General features: G+C 60.3%; 14 protein-coding genes and 3 tRNA genes. 10 read left to right on the forward strand and 7 right to left on the reverse strand.

Annotated features, from left to right (window positions below):
- Positions 1–2: 2 nt before the first annotated feature.
- On the reverse strand, positions 3–2,537 hold the full coding sequence (locus AC19YQ_RS22215) for a TonB-dependent receptor (RefSeq protein ID WP_500595967.1): 2,535 nt from the start codon (positions 2,535–2,537) through the stop codon (positions 3–5).
- A gap of 461 nt (positions 2,538–2,998) precedes the next feature.
- Here AC19YQ_RS22215 and AC19YQ_RS22220 point away from each other — a divergent pair, with 461 nt between their 5' ends.
- Both AC19YQ_RS22220 and AC19YQ_RS22225 read left to right on the forward strand, forming a co-directional pair.
- Positions 2,999–3,919, forward strand: a complete 921-nt coding sequence (locus AC19YQ_RS22220; protein ID WP_500595968.1) for a GGDEF domain-containing protein — start codon at positions 2,999–3,001, stop codon at positions 3,917–3,919.
- Positions 3,916–4,950, forward strand: a complete 1,035-nt coding sequence (locus tag AC19YQ_RS22225) for an AraC family transcriptional regulator (protein WP_500595969.1) — start codon at positions 3,916–3,918, stop codon at positions 4,948–4,950. The genes AC19YQ_RS22220 and AC19YQ_RS22225 overlap by 4 nt, the downstream gene beginning before the upstream one ends.
- A gap of 140 nt (positions 4,951–5,090) precedes the next feature.
- On the opposite strand, the gene AC19YQ_RS22230 is transcribed toward AC19YQ_RS22225, so the two are convergent.
- Positions 5,091–6,101 (reverse strand): Ldh family oxidoreductase, encoded by a 1,011-nt coding sequence (locus AC19YQ_RS22230; RefSeq protein WP_133079395.1) that lies wholly within the window; start codon positions 6,099–6,101, stop codon positions 5,091–5,093.
- A gap of 131 nt (positions 6,102–6,232) precedes the next feature.
- Here AC19YQ_RS22230 and AC19YQ_RS22235 point away from each other — a divergent pair, with 131 nt between their 5' ends.
- The 6 genes from AC19YQ_RS22235 (at position 6,233) to AC19YQ_RS22260 (ending at position 11,498) form a co-directional block, all read left to right on the forward strand.
- Positions 6,233–7,108, forward strand: a complete 876-nt coding sequence (locus AC19YQ_RS22235) for a MurR/RpiR family transcriptional regulator (protein ID WP_133079396.1) — start codon at positions 6,233–6,235, stop codon at positions 7,106–7,108.
- 13 nt (positions 7,109–7,121) lie between these two features.
- A complete protein-coding gene (locus AC19YQ_RS22240) occupies positions 7,122–7,877 on the forward strand; it encodes a transporter substrate-binding domain-containing protein (protein WP_133079397.1) in 756 nt (251 codons plus the stop codon).
- Positions 7,878–7,980: 103 nt separating this feature from the next.
- Positions 7,981–8,700, forward strand: a complete 720-nt coding sequence (locus AC19YQ_RS22245; protein ID WP_046810349.1) for an ABC transporter permease — start codon at positions 7,981–7,983, stop codon at positions 8,698–8,700.
- Complete coding sequence (locus AC19YQ_RS22250) at positions 8,697–9,407, forward strand: ABC transporter permease (protein WP_133079398.1); 711 nt, start codon at positions 8,697–8,699, stop codon at positions 9,405–9,407. Before AC19YQ_RS22245 ends, AC19YQ_RS22250 begins: the two co-directional genes overlap by 4 nt.
- A gap of 47 nt (positions 9,408–9,454) precedes the next feature.
- Positions 9,455–10,696: an NAD(P)/FAD-dependent oxidoreductase gene (locus AC19YQ_RS22255; RefSeq protein WP_219261349.1), complete on the forward strand. Its 1,242-nt coding sequence runs from the start codon at positions 9,455–9,457 to the stop codon at positions 10,694–10,696.
- A 16-nt stretch (positions 10,697–10,712) separates the two neighbouring features.
- Complete coding sequence (locus AC19YQ_RS22260) at positions 10,713–11,498, forward strand: amino acid ABC transporter ATP-binding protein (RefSeq protein WP_257622807.1); 786 nt, start codon at positions 10,713–10,715, stop codon at positions 11,496–11,498.
- A 114-nt stretch (positions 11,499–11,612) separates the two neighbouring features.
- Here AC19YQ_RS22260 and AC19YQ_RS22265 read toward each other — a convergent pair whose 3' ends face one another.
- Positions 11,613–13,649: an oxidoreductase gene (locus tag AC19YQ_RS22265; RefSeq protein ID WP_500595970.1), complete on the reverse strand. Its 2,037-nt coding sequence runs from the start codon at positions 13,647–13,649 to the stop codon at positions 11,613–11,615.
- A gap of 211 nt (positions 13,650–13,860) precedes the next feature.
- Here AC19YQ_RS22265 and AC19YQ_RS22270 point away from each other — a divergent pair, with 211 nt between their 5' ends.
- The gene (locus AC19YQ_RS22270) at positions 13,861–14,991 is read left to right on the forward strand and encodes a carbon-nitrogen hydrolase family protein (protein WP_500595971.1); all 1,131 of its coding nucleotides are present in this window, start codon (positions 13,861–13,863) and stop codon (positions 14,989–14,991) included.
- 4 nt (positions 14,992–14,995) lie between these two features.
- On the forward strand, positions 14,996–16,036 hold the full coding sequence (locus AC19YQ_RS22275; protein WP_326398172.1) for an AraC family transcriptional regulator: 1,041 nt from the start codon (positions 14,996–14,998) through the stop codon (positions 16,034–16,036).
- Positions 16,037–16,274: 238 nt separating this feature from the next.
- Here AC19YQ_RS22275 and AC19YQ_RS22280 read toward each other — a convergent pair whose 3' ends face one another.
- The 4 genes from AC19YQ_RS22280 to AC19YQ_RS22295 all read right to left on the reverse strand — a co-directional run bounded on the left by AC19YQ_RS22280 (position 16,275) and on the right by AC19YQ_RS22295 (position 17,676).
- Positions 16,275–17,123, reverse strand: a complete 849-nt coding sequence (locus AC19YQ_RS22280) for a DUF2242 domain-containing protein (protein ID WP_500595972.1) — start codon at positions 17,121–17,123, stop codon at positions 16,275–16,277.
- Between the two features lie 166 nt (positions 17,124–17,289).
- A tRNA-Asp gene (locus tag AC19YQ_RS22285) sits at positions 17,290–17,366 on the reverse strand.
- Between the two features lie 102 nt (positions 17,367–17,468).
- A tRNA-Asp gene (locus tag AC19YQ_RS22290) sits at positions 17,469–17,545 on the reverse strand.
- Between the two features lie 55 nt (positions 17,546–17,600).
- Positions 17,601–17,676, reverse strand: a tRNA-Val gene (locus AC19YQ_RS22295).
- Between the last annotated feature and the right edge of the window lie 106 nt (positions 17,677–17,782).

Raw genomic sequence — 17,782 nt, forward strand, 5'->3', positions numbered from 1 at the left:
GCTTAGAAATGGGTGAAGGTCAGGCCTACGGAGTAGGTGGGGCCGTATTCTTCGTACTGGTTGTTGTAGCGACTGTTGCCGCTGTAGACGAAGTACGGCTGGTCCGTAAGGTTCTGGGCGTCGAACTTGATTTGCAGGTTTTTGGTCAGCGAGTAGCGGGCGCTGAAGTCGACAAACGTCTGGGCATCGACATGGGTGTCATGGGCCTTGTCGTTAACCCCCGCCAGTTCGTAGAGGTAGTCCGACTTGTAGTTGGCCGACAGGCGCAGGCTCAGCTTGTCGTCTTCCCAGCCGAGCATCAGGTTGCCGACGGTGTTGGACTGGTTCGGCAAATCAATATCGCGCTTGAGGCTTGCTCCGGTGGCTGCATCAACGCCCTTGATGCTGGCGCTGGAGCGGCTGAACGTGCTGTTGGCACCCAGGATCACGCCGTTCCAGGGCGCTGGCAGCCAGTCGAATTTTTGCGAGTAGGCCAGTTCCAGGCCGTAGAGCTTGGCGCTGTCGCCGTTGGCATAGCTGTGGGCCTCAGTGAAGTCGACCCACTCGCCACTGCCGGCCAGGTCGTTGTTGTAGACGAAGTTCTTGATGTCTTTGTAGAAGAGGAACGCCGACACCGTGCCCGCCTGCCCCATGAAGTGCTCAATGCCCAGGTCGAAGTTGCTCGACTCCAGCGGCTTGAGGTTGGGGTTGCCGAACTCGGCCTTGTCATCCTCGATAACAAAACCCGGGGCCAGCTGGCCGAAGGTCGGACGCACCACGGTGTTGGTCCAGGCCGCACGCACCTGGGTGTTTTTCGCCAATTGATAGCGGGCATGCAGGCCGGGCAACCAGTGGTGGTAATCACGCTGGGTGTCCTGATCTTCGAAAACGCCATCACGCACACCGGTGCCCTTGGCTTCGAACTCGGTGCCTTCGTAGCGCATGCCGGCAATAAAGCGCCAGTCATCGATATCGACGGTGTTCATCAGGTAAGCCGCGTTGATGTCTTCGCGCATGGTGAAGTCATTGGCCCGCGAGTCTTGCTCGTTGTAGAAATCGTTGCGGTTCAAGCCGCCAATCAGATCCTTGATCGCACCGCCGCTGATGCCTGGTCCGAACCGGCCGAGGTTGTAGTGCAGGTTGCCCTTGTTGAACTGCTCGAGGCTGAGTTGCTCGTCACTGAAACCCAGATCCGAAAAGTCCTTGTAGGTCCAGGCATTGAGGTCATTGTCCTTGTTGCGACGGCTGACCTTGCCGCCGAATTTGACCTGGGAGGCATAGCCCTGCACGTCGTAGTCGCGGGCCAGGTCCAGGCGGATATTTTTCTCGGTGTACTTGGTGTGTTGCTCTTGCCAGTCCACCTTGTCGAGGCTGAAATTGGCCGGGTCATAAAAGCCTGCGCCAATGATGGGCCGGGGCTTTTCGGTGTCGTAGAACCCCCCTTCACCGATGCCGGAATTGCCTTTGAAGGTGGCCCCGGCAATGCCGCCCGGATTGTCTTCGCTGGATTCGCTGTAACCGGCCTGCCCGCTCAGGGTCCACAGGCCCATCATGCGTTCGCCGCCGAACACGTAGGACTGGACTTCCTGGGTTTCTTCGCGCTGTTTGAGCTTGCGCTTGGTCTTGGTCGGGCCCACTTCGCCTTCGGCCTGAGGGTCGGAAAATTCAAAACTGGTGGAGTTGCGGGTTTCGTTGTCTTCGAAGCGGCTGTACAGCGTGCGCAGGTACAGGCTGGTGTCGTCGTCGGGCTTGTAGTCGAAGTTGAGGCCGCCACCGGTGCGCTCGCGGCTGATCTCATACACCCGCTGCTCGAAGCTGTTCAGTCGTGCACCCTCGCTGAAGTCCCAGTCGCCGCCGGTCTCGACGTTGTCAGAGCGAAAGTCGCGCTTGTTCCAGCTCAGCGCTGCGGCGACACCAAAGTTGTCGACGCCGTCGCCCAGGCTGAAACGGTCACTGATGGCCCCCGACACCTTGGGGCTGGTCTTGTGGCTGTTCTTGTTGTACCCGGCCTCTGTGCTGCCCGTGTAGAACAGGCCCTTGTGGTCGAACGCGGACAGGCTCTGGACGTCCACCGTGCCACCCAGGGAGTTGGCGTCCATGTCCGGGGTCAGGGTCTTGATCACCGACAGCGACTGCACCAGCTCCGAGGGTAGAACGTCCAGGGCCACGGCACGGCGGGCGCTTTCCGGGGACGGCACCAGCGTGCCGTTGATGGTCACACTGTTCAGGTCCGGCCCCAGGCCCCGCACGCTGACGAAACGGCCTTCGCCCTGATCCCGTTCAATGCTGATACCGGGCAGGCGTTGCACGGCCTCGGCGACGTTGGCGTCCGGTAACTGCGCCACGCCATCGGCATGCACCACGCTTTCAATGTTGTCCGAATTGCGCTGCTGCTTGAGCGCCTTGTCCAGGCTGACGGCCTGCCCGACCACTTCAACGTGTTCGGTGGCGCCGATACTCGATGCCTCGGCGGCGCTCAGGCGCTCACTGGCAATTGCCAGGGCCAATGCACTGACGGTAAAGCCGACCCACTGCGCCTTGCTGCGACACTTGTACATGTTTGTCCTCCCCCAAAATCGCCCATCAGGCCGGGCAAATGGCCCGACAACTTGGGAGCGAAAGCTAGGGTTGGTGGATGACAACGCTGTGACAGTGTTTGGCTAAAACCCCGAAACAGAGGGTTTTTAGCGGTGATAAAGGAGTAAATGAGCTGATTTGACTCCACTGCACCGGCTGGTAGCAGCTGCCGAAGGAACGAGGCTGCGTTCGGCGACGCAGTCGTCGTAAACCCTAAGCCCCCGCTTTAACTAGCACACCGCAGTGTGTGATTTTGCGGCGACTACGTCGCCGAACGCAGCCTCGTTCCTTCGGCAGCTGCTACAAAATCGGGGGCAACCACGAGCTTGCATTTAACTTTTGTTGCACAGCACACCTGAGCTGATTCGACCCGCACGCCCCGTCACACCGCTGTCACACACCTCTGTTCTGCTGACCGGCAATACGTTTTGGCAGAACTGAAATGACTTGGTTAAACGTCCTTAAACACCACCGCTACAAGCTCGGCCTGCTCCTGTTGGCGGCCAATCTTGCCGTACTGCTGAATCTGGCTTTTGGTACGCCCAAAGCCTTCAGCGAGTGGCATTGGCTGGACATCATCGGCGAAGGGGGAACAGCCCTGTTCATGCTGTTCTGGCTGGGGCTGGTGCTTAAAAGCCGGCCCACCGGACGGGTCACCAACTACCTGGCCTACGGTCTGTGCTTCATGTTTTTTTCCTGGTGGATGGACGTGCTGGACGAGTTTGTCCGCCTGCCCAAGCACATCGGCTGGGATCACTGGCTGGAATCGGGGCCAATGCCCATCGGCATGATTTTGCTGACCATCGGCCTGTTCCACTGGCACCGTGAACAACAGGCGATCAACCAGCACATGGAGAAACGCGAACGGGTGTTTCGCGAGCATCGGCTGTTCGACAAACTGACTCCCCTGGGCGGTGCCGAATACCTCAAGCGCCAAGTCAGCGAATGCCTCGTGCAAAGCCTTGAACAGCAACAGCCGCTGTCACTGCTGGCGCTGGATATCGACGACTTTACCGCGATCAACCGGCACTACGGGCACCCCGAAGGTGATGCCGTGCTGCAAGCCCTCAGCCAATTGCTCCTGCTCAACCTGCGCCGCCACGACCTGCTCTGCCGATTGGCCGGGGACCGCTTTGTCGTGCTGCTGCCCGACACCGGAGAAAGTCAGGCCCGGTTGCTGGCCCTTGAGTTGCAACAGGCGGTTCAAAGCCTGGCCCACAAAACCCGGCAACATGGCGAGCGGGTCTATTTGTCGGCCAGCACCGCCGTGGTGATGGCCCTTGATGACGCACCCGATGAATTGCTCAAGCGGCTGAATCTGGCGCTGGTGCGCGCCAAGCCGCCACGGAGCAAACGCGCATGACGCTCCATGCCCGCTGGTACGAAACGGACAGCCGTTTTATTGCCGGGCATTACCAACCCGCCACACTGATTGATCTGGCGCTATCACGGGACATCGACAGCCATCGCCTGCTGCGCGGTACCGGGCTGTTCTACGACGATATTGTGGCCGGCCACACCCGCCTCAGTCCCCAGCAGTGCTTTGGCCTGATTGCCAACGCCCAGCGCTTGCTCGAAGCCGATGACAGCAGCTTTCTGTTTGGCCAACGCCTGTGGCCGGGGCACTACGGCCCGGCCAGCCACGCCCTGCAACAGGCGCAGAATCTGCATCAGGCCCTGGAAACCCTGATCCATCACCGCGCCCTGCTCAGCCCGCTGCTGACGCCGCGCCTGTTGCTGGACGACAAGTACGCCTACGTGTACTGGCTCGACAATTGCGGGGCCCGGGAGCAATTGCGTTTTGTGCTGGAGGCCAGCATGACGGCGCTGATGGCGATGAGTCAGTGGCTCAGCGGCGAACGCCTGCCGTGGGAGTGCAGCTTCAGTCATCCAGAGCCGCGCTATGTGGAGCAATACTGGGTGCATCTGGGGGAAAACACCCAGTTCGGCTGCCAGCTGGACATGATGCGCCTGCCCCGCGAATACCTGACGCGGCCCTGGCCCAACGGCTCGGCCATTGCCCGGCAGGTGGCGTACCAGCAGGCCCAGGAGCAATTGCACAGCCTGGGCTTCAGCGCCAGCCTGCTGGATCGGTTGTATGTGTACTTGCGCAACAATGCGCAACACGCCCCGAGCCTTGAGCAGGCGGCGCAGCACTTTTCAATGAGCCAGGCCACCCTCAAGCGCAAACTGAACAAGCATGGCACGCACTTTCAGGCCCAGCAGGATCAAGCGCGCAAACACATGGCGCTGTACCTGTACCAGATCAAGGGGCTGAGTAACGAGGCCGTGGCCGAGCACCTCAACTTCAGCGACCCGGCAAACTTTCGCCGGGCGTTGAAGCGCTGGACGGGGTGTACGCCCAATCTGATCCGGCAGTTTCTGACGCTGTAAGCCACCACCCAACTTGATGCGCGCAGGTGGATTGTGGGAGCGGGCTTGCTCGCGATGCAGGCCACGCGGGGTTTCAGGCAAACCTCGGGGATGCTATCGCGAGCAATCCCGCCCCACAGGTAATCGGATCCTTCGCGCAGTTACCCCGCCAGCTCACGCAACCTGGCCAACTCTTCAGCGCCCAGCGGGATGCCTTCGTCCAACGATTTCGCACGTTCGATAAAGCGACGGTCGCCGGGCATGCGCTCCAGGCCCACGGCGTGCATCTGACGTACCAGTTCTGCGCTGCGCTGGGCAAAGCTGTCGCCGCCGGATTTGCTCGGGTCGATCACGATCAGCAATTGGCCCGTCCACGGGGTTTGCGCACCCGGGTGTTTCGACCAGTCGAACTCAAACGAGAAGTTGCCACCCGTCAGCGCCGCCGCCAGCAATTCGACCATCATCGACAGCGCCGAACCCTTGTGCCCGCCAAATGGCAGCAAGGCACCGCCGTCAAGAATCGCTTTCGGGTCTTGAGTCGGCTCACCCTGTTTATCTACCCCCATACCGGCAGGCAACTGATGACCCTTGCGCGCGGCAATTTGCACATCGCCGTGGGCAATGGCGCTGGTAGCCAGGTCGAATACGATCGGATGACCCTCGGCGCGGGGTGCCGCAAAGGCAATCGGGTTGGTGCCAAACAAGGGCTTTTGCGCACCGTGGGGCACCACGCAGGTCATGCTGTTCACCACGCTCAACGCCACCAGACCTTCTTCGGCAAACGGTTCCACATCCGGCCAAAGCGCAGCAAAGTGATGCGAGTTGCGAATCGCCAGTACCGCAATCCCGGCGTTGCGGGCTTTCTCGACCAGCAACTGACGGGCAGCAGCCAATGCAGGCTGGGCAAAGCCACCGGCAGCGTCCACGCGGATAAAGCCCGAGGCTACATCCTCTACGACCGGAACAGCCTGGCCATCGACCCAATTACTGGCCAGCGAAGACAGGTAGCCCGGAATGCGGAATACCCCGTGGCTATAAGAACCATCGCGCTGAGCCCGTGCGCAGTTGTCAGCCAACACCCGAGCAACCTGCGGCGAGGTGCCATGACGCTCGAAAATCCGTTGCAGCAAGGCGGTCAGTTCGACCAGGGAAAGCGACTGCGTAGAAGACATTCTGGCGCTCCAATCTGATTATTTTTGTCTGTGGCAAACTATCCTGGGTGACAGTTCTCTGTCAATTGTTGACTTAATGACAGAAAACATTCACTTTCTGCAACGCGCTGAAATAAAAACAGGAAGCAGTCGTGAGCCAGCCGATTAAACAACGCCTTGAAAGCAGTCTGTCAACCGCCGCACCTTCGGGTCGGGCGATTGCCAGCTACATGCTGGCCAATCTTTACGAACTGCCGTTTCAGACTGCCGCCGACATCGCCAGCAAACTGGGGGTCAGCGAATCCAGTGTCGGGCGTTTTTGCCGCTCGCTGGGATACAGCCATTTCAAGGATTTGAAAAACGATCTCAAGGACGACCTGGGCGATGGCCCGTGGTTGGTCGGTGATCGCTTGCAAGAATTCCGCCAGCAGTCGAGCCAGAGCCCCCAGGCGTTGCCGCGCAGTTTCGAGCTGGAAGTCGGCGCGCTGGTCAAGGTCTACGAATACAGCCTCACGCCGCAGTGGCGTGCGGTCAGTCAGCGCCTGGCCACGCGGCGCAAAGTGTTTGTCGCAGGGTTCCAGACCGAGCGCGGGATCGCCGCCTCCATGGTGCATTTGCTGCAATACCTGCGCGATGGCGTGCAACTGGTCGATGGCGCCGCCGGGCATTACGCCGACGTGCTGCTGTGCCCGCCCGCAGACTGTGCCCTGGTGGTGTTTGAAGCCCGACGCTACTCGCGCCACGCCCAGCTGTTGTGCCGCAAGGCACGTGAGGCCGGGATCGAGGTCACGCTGGTCACCGATACCTTCTGCGACTGGGCCGACCAGAGCGCCAATGAAGTGTTTCGCGTGCCCACCGAGTTCAACCTGTTCTGGGAATCCACCGCGGCCATGCTGTCGCTGGTGCATCTGCTGATCAATGAAGTGTGCAAACAACTGGGGCCGGACGTTGAGAAGCGTCTTGAGGCTACCGCGGCCTTACACAATGAGTTCGTGGGCTACACATCCTCACCCGGATCAAAACAATAAAACGAGGTGCTAGATGAAATACGTCATTCGCTTTGCAAGTGCATGTGCACTGGTGGCCGCCGTTGCAGCAAACGCGCACGCCGACACGCTGACTATCGCCACGGAAGGCGCCTACCCTCCCTTCAACACCACTAATTCGGACGGCACGGTGTCGGGCTTTGACGTCGACATCACCAACGCCCTGTGCGAACGCATGAATGCCCAGTGCAAGATCGTGGCCCAGGATTGGGACGGCATCATTCCGGGGCTGATGGCTAAAAAGTACGATGCCATCGTGGCGTCGATGATCGTGACCGATGAACGCAAAAAGAAAATTGCGTTTACCAATCACTACTACCGCACCCCGCTGTCGATTGCCGTGCCAAAAGACTCTGACATCACCGATGCCCAGATCAACTTCAAGGGCCGCACCATCGGTGCCCAGGGCGCAGCGACCCAAGGCATCTACGCCGAGGATCACTACGAGAAAGCCGGCGCCAAACTCAACCTGTACCCCACGCTTGACGAAGCCAACGCCGAACTGAAAAACGGCCGCGTCGATGCCGTCATTGCCGACAAATTCCCGCTGCTGGAATGGATCAACAAGGCCAGCGACGACTGCTGCAAAATCATCGGTGACGTTGACGGCACCAATGCCGACGCGGCAATTGCCGTGCGCCAGAACGACAACGTCCTGCGCGAGCGCTTCAACAAGGCGCTGGACGAAATCGTGGCCGACGGCACGTATAAAAAGATCTCCAGCAAGTACTTCGACTTCGACATTTACTGAGTCGCCCGCCTTCGTTTGAGGGCTCCCTGCCAATGACCCTGCCCCGCGCACCTGACGTGCGCGGCGGCTGAATTTCGGCCCAATTTTGCCCGGGGATTCGAGCATGCTCGATCAACTCTCACTTCTTTCTTTCGCCAGTGGCGGCTGGGGCTCGGCCCTGCTCGCAGGCGCCATGGTGACCATTGCCCTGGCCCTGAGCTGCCTGCCTATCGGTTTGCCACTGGGCCTGGCCGTGGCCGTGGCGGCACGTTCCAAAAACCGCTGGGTGCGGGCGTGGGCAACCACGTTCTCCACGGTTTTTCGTGGTTTGCCGGAATTGCTGACACTGCTGATCATTTACTACGGCTGCCAGATCGCCGCGCAAAAGATCCTCGCCATGATGGGCTACGACGCGCAGGTCACGATCAATACCTTCGTGGCCGCGATGGTCGCCTTCAGCCTGGTGTTTGCCGCCTTCTCCAGCGAGATCTGGCTGGGTGCGTTCAAAACCATCCCCAAGGGCCAGTTCGAAGCCGCATCGGCACTGGGCCTGAGCAAATTCACCACCTTTCGCAAAGTGGTGCTGCCACAACTGGCGCGCATCGCCCTGCCCGGCCTGTCCAACAACTGGCTGTCACTGCTCAAGGACACCTCGCTGGTGTCGACCATCTCCCTGGTGGACCTGATGCGCCAGACCAACCTGGCGGTCAGCGTGACCAAAGACCCTATGCTGTTCTACAGCGTCGCGTGCCTGGGCTATCTGTTTTTCTCGGCGATTTCCGGGCGGCTGTTTGCCTTCCTTGAACGCTACTTCAGCCGCCATCAACGGAGCGCGCAGCCATGAGTCTGGCGGATCTGCAAAACATGTTTCTCAACCCCGACCTGCTTGAACGCTACGGCCCGCGCTTTATCGACGGGCTGCTGGTGACGGGCAAGCTGGTGGCGATTTCGTTCACCCTGGGTGCCTTGCTTGGCTTGCTGATTGCCCTGGGGCGCTTGTCCAGCAACCGCTTTTTGCGCAGCTTTACCGGCGCCTACGTGTACTTCTTCCGTGGCTCGCCGCTGCTGGCCCAACTGTTTTTGCTGTATTACGGCCTGGGCTCGTTCAAGGGCTTCTGGCAAGACGTGGGCTTGTGGTGGTTTTTCCGCGATGCCTGGTTCTGCACCCTGCTGGCCTTCACCCTCAACACGGCGGCGTACCAGGCCGAAATCCTGCGCGGCAGCATCCTGTCCGTTGCCCAGGGCCAGCGTGAAGCCTGCAAGGCGCTGAACCTGTCGCGATGGACGGCCTTTCGCAAGATCATCCTGCCGCAATCGCTGCTGGTGGCCATCGGCCCCTTGGGCAATGAGCTGATCCTGATGATCAAGGCCAGTGCCATTGCCTCCCTGGTGACCATTTACGATTTGATGGGTGTCACCAAAATGGCGTTTTCGCGCAGCTTCGACTTCCAGATCTATCTGTGGGCCGCCGTGCTGTATCTGCTGATCGTAGAAGTGGTGCGACGCAGCCTGAAGCTGATCGAAGGCCGTCTCGGCCGCCATTTGCAGTAAGCCCATTGTTCGGGCTGCGAACACGGCCCCTGTTTAAGGATTTGTTTATGCACTGCGACACTATCGTTCTGGGGGCCGGCATCGTCGGCGTCAGTACCGCGTTGCAACTCCAGGCCCGCGGGCGCAGCGTCGTGCTGCTCGACCGCGCAGCGCCTGGCAGCGGCACCAGCCACGGCAATGCCGGGCTGATCGAGCGCGCCAGCGTTATCCCCTACTCGTTCCCCCGTGAAATTTCGCGCTTGCTGCGCTATGGCCTCAATCAGCAATCCGATGTGCGCTACAGCCTCAAGCACCTGCCAAAGGCCGGACCGTGGCTGTTGAAATACTGGCAGCAGTCCGGTCCCAAGGAACTGGCCAAGGCCACCCGGGCCATGCTGCCGCTGATTGAAAAATGTGTGACCGAGCACGACCTGCTGGCTGAGCCGGCGGGTATGACCGAGCTGATTGACGACAGCGGCTGGATCGAGGTGTATCGCACCCAGGCCGACTTCGACAAAGCCCAGCGTGACGCCGCCGCCCTGAGCGAATACCAGCTCAACTATCGGGTGCTTGGCGAGCAGCAAGTCCACGCCCTGGAGCCGGGCCTGCACACCGATGTCATCGGCGGCATTCACTGGCTGGACCCCAAGACCGTCAGCGATCCGGGTGGCCTGACCCGTGGCTACGCCGAACTGTTCATCAAGCGCGGCGGCACCTTTGTGACCGGCAATGCCACCAGCCTGCGGGCAACGGCAGGGCAATGGCAGGTTGAAAGCCAGAAAGGGCTGATCGTCGGCAATGAAGTGGTGGTTGCACTCGGCCCACAGGCACGGGACATCTTCGAGCCCCTGGGCTATCGCATTCCTTTGGCGATCAAGCGCGGCTACCACATGCATTACGCGGCCAGGGACGGCCAGACCATGCAGCATCCGATCCTCGATTCGGTAGGGGGTTACGTGCTGGCGCCGATGGTGGGCGGCATCCGCCTGACCACTGGCATCGAGTTCGCCGACAGCGATGACCCGATCAACGAGATCCAGTTGCGCCGCTGCGAAGAACGGGCCCAGCGCCTGTATCCATTGGGTGAACGTGTGGATGCCGAGCCCTGGCTCGGCCGACGCCCGTGCCTGCCGGACATGTGCCCGGTCATCGGGCCTGGCAGTCGCCACAAGGGCCTGTGGTTCAACTTTGGCCACGCCCACCACGGCCTGACCCTGGGCCCGGTCAGCGGGCGCCTGTTGGCCGAGATGATGACCGGCGAAAAGCCTTTCACCGACCCTGCGCCCTACAGCGCCGAACGTTTTCACTGATCACTGGAGACACACCATGCACGCACAACCTGCTTACGTTCACCCTGTGTCGCCAGTCACTGATACCCGCAAGGTAGTGGTGGATATCGCCGGGCTGAACAAGTACTACAGCGCCTTTCACGTACTCAAGGGCATTGACCTGAAAGTGCGCGAAGGCGAACGCATCGTACTGTGCGGCCCTTCCGGCTCCGGCAAATCGACCTTGATCCGCTGTATCAACCGTCTGGAAATCGCCGAACAGGGCCGCATCCTGATCAACGACACCGACCTGTCACTGCCCACGCGCGAAGCGAGCAAGGTGCGCAGCGAAATCGGCATGGTGTTTCAGCACTTCAACCTGTTCCCGCACATGAGCGTGATCGACAACTGCATCCTGGCGCCGATGTCGGTGCGCGGGTTGTCGCGCAAGAAGGCGATCGAACTGGCGCAGCATTTTTTGACCAAGGTAGGGATTGCCAGCCAGGCCGACAAGTACCCGAGCCAGCTGTCGGGCGGCCAGCAGCAACGCGTCGCCATTGCCCGGGCGCTGTGCATGGAGCCGAAAATCATGCTGTTCGATGAGCCCACTTCGGCGCTGGACCCGGAAATGGTCAGCGAAGTGCTGGACGTCATGGTCAACCTGGCCGGCAGCGGCATGACGATGCTGTGCGTGACCCACGAAATGGGCTTTGCCCGTCAGGTGGCCGAGCGGGTGTTGTTCCTGGATGGCGGGATGGTGATCGAGGACTCGCCACCGGAAGAGTTTTTCAACGCCCCGAAAAGCCCAAGGGCCAAGGCGTTTTTAGCGCAGATCGTGCACTAGACACCACCCTGTGGGAGCGGGCTTGCTCGCGATCAAGGCGCCGCGGTATTGAAGTTGAACCGCGTCGATCCAATCGCGAGCAAGCCCGCTCCCACAAAGGGCACAGGCGGGAGTCTAGAGCTGCGCCGCCAGGCGCGAACCCTGATCAATGGCGCGCTTGGCATCCAGCTCGGCCGCCACGTCGGCACCCCCGATCAAATGCACGCTCTGCCCGGCCGCGACCAGGCCGTCGTGCAGCTCCCGCAACGGGTCTTGCCCGGCGCAAATCACAATGTTGTCGACCGGCAACACCTGCGGCTCACCCTCGCCAATGCGAATGTGCAGCCCTGCATCGTCGATGTTCAGGTATTCAACGCTGTTGAGCATGTGCACCTGTTTGTTTTTCAGGCCCGCGCGGTGGATCCAGCCAGTGGTTTTGCCCAGCCCGTCGCCCACCTTGCTGGCTTTGCGCTGCAACAGGAACACTTGGCGAGCAGGTGCGTGGACTTCTGGCTTTATACCGGCAACACCTCCCCGGGCTTCAAGCGCACTGTCGATGCCCCATTCTTTCCAGAACGCGTCACGGTCCTGGCTGGTGGACACGCCCTGATGCACGAGAAACTCGGATACATCAAAGCCGATACCGCCTGCGCCAATCACTGCCACTTTGGCGCCCACCGGCTTGCGTTGCAGGATCACGTCCAGGTAGCTCAGCACCTTGGGGTTGTCGATACCTGGAATGGCAGGCGTACGCGGCGCAATGCCGGTGGCCAGGATAATTTCGTCAAAGCCACCGTCGACCAGTTGCTGCACATCCATACGGGTGTTCAGGCACAGCTCGACACCGGTGGTTTGCAGCTTGCGCTTGAAGTAGCGCAAGGTTTCGAAGAACTCTTCCTTGCCCGGCACACGCTTGGCCACATTGAACTGACCGCCAATCTCGCTCGCCGAGTCAAACAGCGTGACCTCATGCCCGCGCTCTGCCGCCACCGTGGCCGCTGAAAGACCGGCGGGACCGGCTCCGACCACGGCAATTTTTTTCACCGCAATGGTCGGCAGGTAGTTCAGTTCGGTCTCGTGGCAGGCGCGGGGGTTGACCAGGCAGCTGGTCAGCTTGCCGCCGAAGGTGTGATCCAGGCAGGCCTGGTTGCAGCCGATGCAGGTGTTGATTTCGTCACTGCGCCCGGCAGCCGCCTTGTTGACGAATTCGGGATCGGCCAGGAACGGACGGGCCATGGACACCATGTCAGCGTCACCTTCGACCAGGATCTGCTCGGCAATGTCCGGGGTATTGATGCGGTTGGTGGTAATCAGGGGCACGCTGACCGAACCGCGAAGCTTGGCCGTCACCTTGCTGAAGGCGGCACGGGGCACTTTGGTAGCAATGGTGGGGATGCGCGCTTCATGCCAACCGATCCCGGTGTTGATCAAGGTCGCACCGGCCGATTCGACGGCCTTGGCCAGTAGCACGATTTCTTCCCACACGCTGCCGCCTGCCACCAGGTCCAGCATCGACAGGCGATAAATAATGATGAAGTTCGGGCCTACGGCTTCGCGCACGCGACGCACGATGTCTACCGCCAGGCGCATGCGGTTTTCGTAGCTACCGCCCCAGCGGTCGGTGCGCTGGTTGGTGTGCGCCGCGAGGAACTGGTTAATCAGGTAGCCTTCGGAACCCATGATTTCGACACCGTCATACCCGGCGCTCTGGGCAAGTTGGGCGCAGGTCACGAAATCGCTAATCTGCTTTTCAATGCCCGCTTCGTCCAGCTCCCTGGGCTTGAACGGATTGATCGGCGCCTGAATCGCACTCGGCGCAACCTGGCGCGGGCTGTAGGCATAACGCCCGGCATGGAGGATCTGCAAGCAGATCTTGCCGCCGGCATCGTGAACGGCCCGGGTGACGACTACGTGCTTTTCCGCCTCTTCGGCGGTGCTCAGCTTGGCCGCGCCACTGTACACACCGCCCTCGTCGTTGGGCGCAATGCCCCCTGTCACGATCAAGCCCACGCCGCCTTTGGCCCGCTCGGCAAAGTAGGCAGCCATACGCTCAAAGCCACCGGGCTTTTCTTCGAGGCCGGTGTGCATTGACCCCATCAGGGTGCGGTTGCGCAACGTGGTAAAGCCCAGATCCAGCGGGGCCATTAAATGCGGGTAGTGCGTGGCAGTCATCAGTCAGCTCCACAACGGTCTAAATCACGGAACGCGGGATGCTCTGCGGCTCCCGTCGTTTAATGTCCGCCAAGGTAAAGGCTGGATGGGCCCCACTCAATGACCCAAAGTTACAAATTATTAACCCAAATGCACATCCCCCCTTGGCAAGCCCGCAAGCGCCGCCTACCCTAGACGTCGAATTCCGCTGAAAGCTGTCTGTTCTATTTCTATGCGCAAACTTATTGGCTGCACCTTATTGATCGCCCTTGTCGCCGCTGCCGGCGGCTATGCCTGGTGGACCACGCAACGGGATGTGGGTCATTACCTCTCTGACCTGCGCATCGAGCTGGCCATAAACGAGGGTGTCAATAATGATCGTGGCAACCTGCTGGGTATCGAGCCGGACCTGTCACCCCGCGACTATCAAAGCCTGGCGCTGGTGCACCTGAAGCTGGCGGCTTATCTCGACACCGCTCGCGCTGCAGGTTTGCTCAATGACAAAACCGTCGTGGTGCTGCCAGAGCACATTGGCTCCTGGCTGATGTTTCGCGGTGAAAAAAGCGAGCTGTACCAGGCAGCCAACCTGAATGAAGCCATGCGCTGGCTGGCGGTGAGCAACCCGCTGGCCTTTGCCAATGCCTGGCTTCGTGCTGACGGCGAAAGCCGGATCAATGATGCTCACTTGCGCATGAAGGCCAGCAGCATGGCAGCCGATTACCAGACGCTGTTTGGCGGCCTGGCCAAAGAGTTCGGCGTTACCCTGGTGGCCGGGAGCATTGCCCTCCCTTCGCCGCGTATCGAGAACGGCACGCTGCTGCCCGGCTCGGGCCCCTTGTACAACAGCAGTGTGGTCTTCGGCAGCGATGGCGCAGCGCTGGGCACTCCCCAACGCCAGTTGCTACCTACCTATGAAGAACAAAGCTACATCCAGCCCAGCCCCGACCATGAATTGAATGTGGTTGATACCCCGGCCGGACGCCTCGGCATCCTGATCGGCAGCGACAGCTGGTACCCGGAGAACTACCGCACCCTGAACGAAAAACGTGTGCAACTGATTGCCGTGCCCGCGTTCATCGTTGGCAAAACCACCTGGGACAAACCCTGGGGCGGCTACAAAAGCGTATCGACACCCAGCGAAATCAGCCTCAAGCCCGGCGAAGTGACCGAAGGCGACGCCTGGCATCGCCTGACATTGATCAGCAGCCTGCCCAGCAGCACTGCCCAAGCCGGTGTTACCGTCTTCTTGCGGGGCAAGTTCTGGGACAAGCACAGCACCGGACTGGGCTTTATCAGTCACAACGGCCAGACCAGTGCGGACCAGCCCGGCACCGGTGCGCGGCTGTTGAACGTCTGGCTCTAGCACGATGAAACCGCTGCCGATGCGCCTGGGCGATCTGTCGGTGGGGTTTGTCCAGGCCCTGGCCGATGCCGTGCACAGCTGCGGCAAAGACCCTGCGCCCCTGCTCGAACAGTTCGGCCTTGACCCCGCCCGTCTCGCCCAGCCGCTGGCGCGCCTGTCAATACCGCGCTACATGCGCCTGGGGCACGCGGCAATTGCCCTCACCGGCGACCCGGCACTGGGCTTGCGCATGGGCCAGCTAAGCCGCCTGAACCAGGTCGGACTGGCCGGTGTGACCGCGGCCCAGGCACCCACTGTTCGGGAAGCAGCACGCACCCTGATTCGTTTTGAGGCCCTCTATGGCTCCAACTATCGAGGGCAATCGAGCTTTCACGAAGACGCCCGGGGCGCCTGGCTGCGTTTTTATTCCATCAGCCCGTACAACGCCTACAACCGCTTTGTGGTGGACTCGATCATTGCCGGCTGGCTGCAACACCTGTCATCGGTCGCAGCCCACCCCCTGAGCTGCGAGCACATCGACATTGAGTTCAATGAACCTGAATACGCGGCGCGCTACAGCGCGCTCGGCAGTTCGACGGTCCATTTTCGCGCCGAGACCAATCAGCTGCGCCTGAACCATGCCACGCTCGACCTGCGCAACCCGCAGCACTGTCCAAGTACCTGGACCTACCTGCTGCAGTTGTGCGAACGCGAACTGGAACAACTGACCCGCACCCGCAGCCTGCGCGAACGCATCACACAACTGTTGGGGCCTTTGCTCAACGGTGGTCGTGAACCCGACCTGGAAGAAGTGGCGGCTCGCCTGAAGCTGCCGACCTGGACCTTGCGGCGCAAGCTCACGGAGGAAGGCACGCAGTTTCGCGCCATTCTCAACGACACACGCCGCGACCTCGCCATGACCTATATCCGCGATACGGAACTGGCCTTTGGCGAGATTGCCTATTTGTTGGGGTTTGCCTCAGCCGAGGCGTTTCAACGCGCCTTCAAGCGCTGGAATGCGCAGACGCCGGGGGAATACCGACGCCGTCAGCGCCAATCTGCGTAAACGTGCCTGGAGCTCAAAGCTCGGTCGCATCGTCAGCAGGTTCAAGCGGGTCGAGCTCAAAAGCCCGATACTCAAGCAGTTCTTCCTGATAATCGTCCATAGCAGCATCCCTTTTCAGTCTGTTTGTTTAAGTCATGCCTGAGCATAAAGTGCCCCCATGAAGGAAAAATGACACCTTCGCGGGCACTGTCACAACTCATTTATAAACGTAGCAGAGCTTTTGGGATTTACCGCACGGTTATTGAGGAGGCGAAGGCTCTACCGCAACAGGTACAGGGGTGATCGCAGAATCGCCCTGTGGCGCGACGGGCTTGGCCGGTTCAGGTTGTTCGGCTGCAGGCTTGATCTCGGGCACCGCCGCGGCAGGGGCTGCCTGAACTTCTACCGGGGAAATGGGCTCAACGTCTGCCGGTGGCACGACGGGCTCACTCACAGGCTCGACAGCAGGCGCTGGCGGCTCAATGACAGGCGCAGCGGCGTCCTTGGCAGGCACTGCCTCGGGCACTCCCAGGTCGAGCTTGGGCGCTTCAGGGGCATGCACCGCCTTTTCCACTTCCTTGGGCTTGGGTAGAAATGCTTCTACCAGCGTGAAAAAGCGGTCGTAAAACTGAGGCGAAGAAACTGTCTCGCTGGCGACCTTGACCATCGAGTCATCGGTCGAGCCAATCGGCATCGACACCGAGCCCAGCACGCCAACCCCCAGGCTCGCGGAGTTGTTCACCTTTTTCAGCGCGTAGCGGTCCTGCAGGGCATTGGCAAACATGGTGGCGTGATGCTGTGAACCGCCATCGTCGGCGCACACGATGTTGAAGCTGATCTCCAGATGGCTTTCGCCCGTTTGCTGGAAGCTCTTGTGACCACTGATGATTTTCGGATCGCTGCTGGTGATGATGTAGCCCTGGCTGAGCAACGCGCGACGCGCGGCCTCACAGGAGGTTTTGTCGGTTACCGGGTAATTACGCGAGAACGTACCGGAATCATCGAAACTTTCATGTTCGTAGATCGCTGTCTTCTTCGATGAGCAACCTGCGAGTCCAGCCAGCACTAGGGCGACTACCACGGCACGCACGGGGAATGACATAAGCATTAAAGATCCTGAAGAGAACGGTACGGGGCGTATTGTGCATCAGTTCGCGTTTGGCGGGAGCAGTTTCCATGTGTAGCCGCTGCCGTAGAATTTCAGGCACAAAAAAAGCGACCCTAAGGTCGCTTTCTTTGTAGCTTCAGAGAGTTCAAGGGCTCTGAAGCAAATATGGCGCAGCGGACGGGACTCGAACCCGCGACCCCCGGCGTGACAGGCCGGTATTCTAACCGACTGAACTACCGCTGCGTATCGCTCGGACTTGCGTCCGTTTGAAACTTTTAAAACCTGTGACTGAAGAGCTTCGGTGCTTTTCAATCGCAAACCAGGCGAACCTGATTTGTACAAATATGGCGCAGCGGACGGGACTCGAACCCGCGACCCCCGGCGTGACAGGCCGGTATTCTAACCGACTGAACTACCGCTGCGCGTCGGTGGTTGTTCCTTTCAGAACGACCTTTCTCTTGCGAGAATCTCAAGAAGTGGTGGGTGATGACGGGATCGAACCGCCGACCCTCTGCTTGTAAGGCAGATGCTCTCCCAGCTGAGCTAATCACCCTTTGCTTCGTTGAGGCCGCGAAATTTACGCATCTATCGAAGCTAAGTCAAGGACAAGATTGAGTTTTTTTCAAAAAAAGCAAAAATAGTGGCCAGCCTGCAACAAG

Source organism: Pseudomonas sp. MF06569 (assembly GCF_059862735.1).

Excerpts from the sequence above, each read along its gene's own strand:
- AC19YQ_RS22215 (WP_500595967.1), bottom strand. The coding sequence starts at position 2,537 with ATGTACAAGTGTCGCAGCAAGGCGCAGTGGGTCGGCTTTACCGTCAGT.
- AC19YQ_RS22220 (WP_500595968.1), top strand. The coding sequence starts at position 2,999 with ATGACTTGGTTAAACGTCCTTAAACACCACCGCTACAAGCTCGGCCTG.
- AC19YQ_RS22225 (WP_500595969.1), top strand. The coding sequence starts at position 3,916 with ATGACGCTCCATGCCCGCTGGTACGAAACGGACAGCCGTTTTATTGCC.
- AC19YQ_RS22230 (WP_133079395.1), bottom strand. The coding sequence starts at position 6,101 with ATGTCTTCTACGCAGTCGCTTTCCCTGGTCGAACTGACCGCCTTGCTG.
- AC19YQ_RS22240 (WP_133079397.1), top strand. The coding sequence starts at position 7,122 with ATGAAATACGTCATTCGCTTTGCAAGTGCATGTGCACTGGTGGCCGCC.
- AC19YQ_RS22245 (WP_046810349.1), top strand. The coding sequence starts at position 7,981 with ATGCTCGATCAACTCTCACTTCTTTCTTTCGCCAGTGGCGGCTGGGGC.
- AC19YQ_RS22250 (WP_133079398.1), top strand. The coding sequence starts at position 8,697 with ATGAGTCTGGCGGATCTGCAAAACATGTTTCTCAACCCCGACCTGCTT.
- AC19YQ_RS22255 (WP_219261349.1), top strand. The coding sequence starts at position 9,455 with ATGCACTGCGACACTATCGTTCTGGGGGCCGGCATCGTCGGCGTCAGT.
- AC19YQ_RS22260 (WP_257622807.1), top strand. The coding sequence starts at position 10,713 with ATGCACGCACAACCTGCTTACGTTCACCCTGTGTCGCCAGTCACTGAT.
- AC19YQ_RS22265 (WP_500595970.1), bottom strand. The coding sequence starts at position 13,649 with ATGACTGCCACGCACTACCCGCATTTAATGGCCCCGCTGGATCTGGGC.
- AC19YQ_RS22270 (WP_500595971.1), top strand. The coding sequence starts at position 13,861 with ATGCGCAAACTTATTGGCTGCACCTTATTGATCGCCCTTGTCGCCGCT.
- AC19YQ_RS22275 (WP_326398172.1), top strand. The coding sequence starts at position 14,996 with ATGAAACCGCTGCCGATGCGCCTGGGCGATCTGTCGGTGGGGTTTGTC.
- AC19YQ_RS22280 (WP_500595972.1), bottom strand. The coding sequence starts at position 17,123 with ATGCTTATGTCATTCCCCGTGCGTGCCGTGGTAGTCGCCCTAGTGCTG.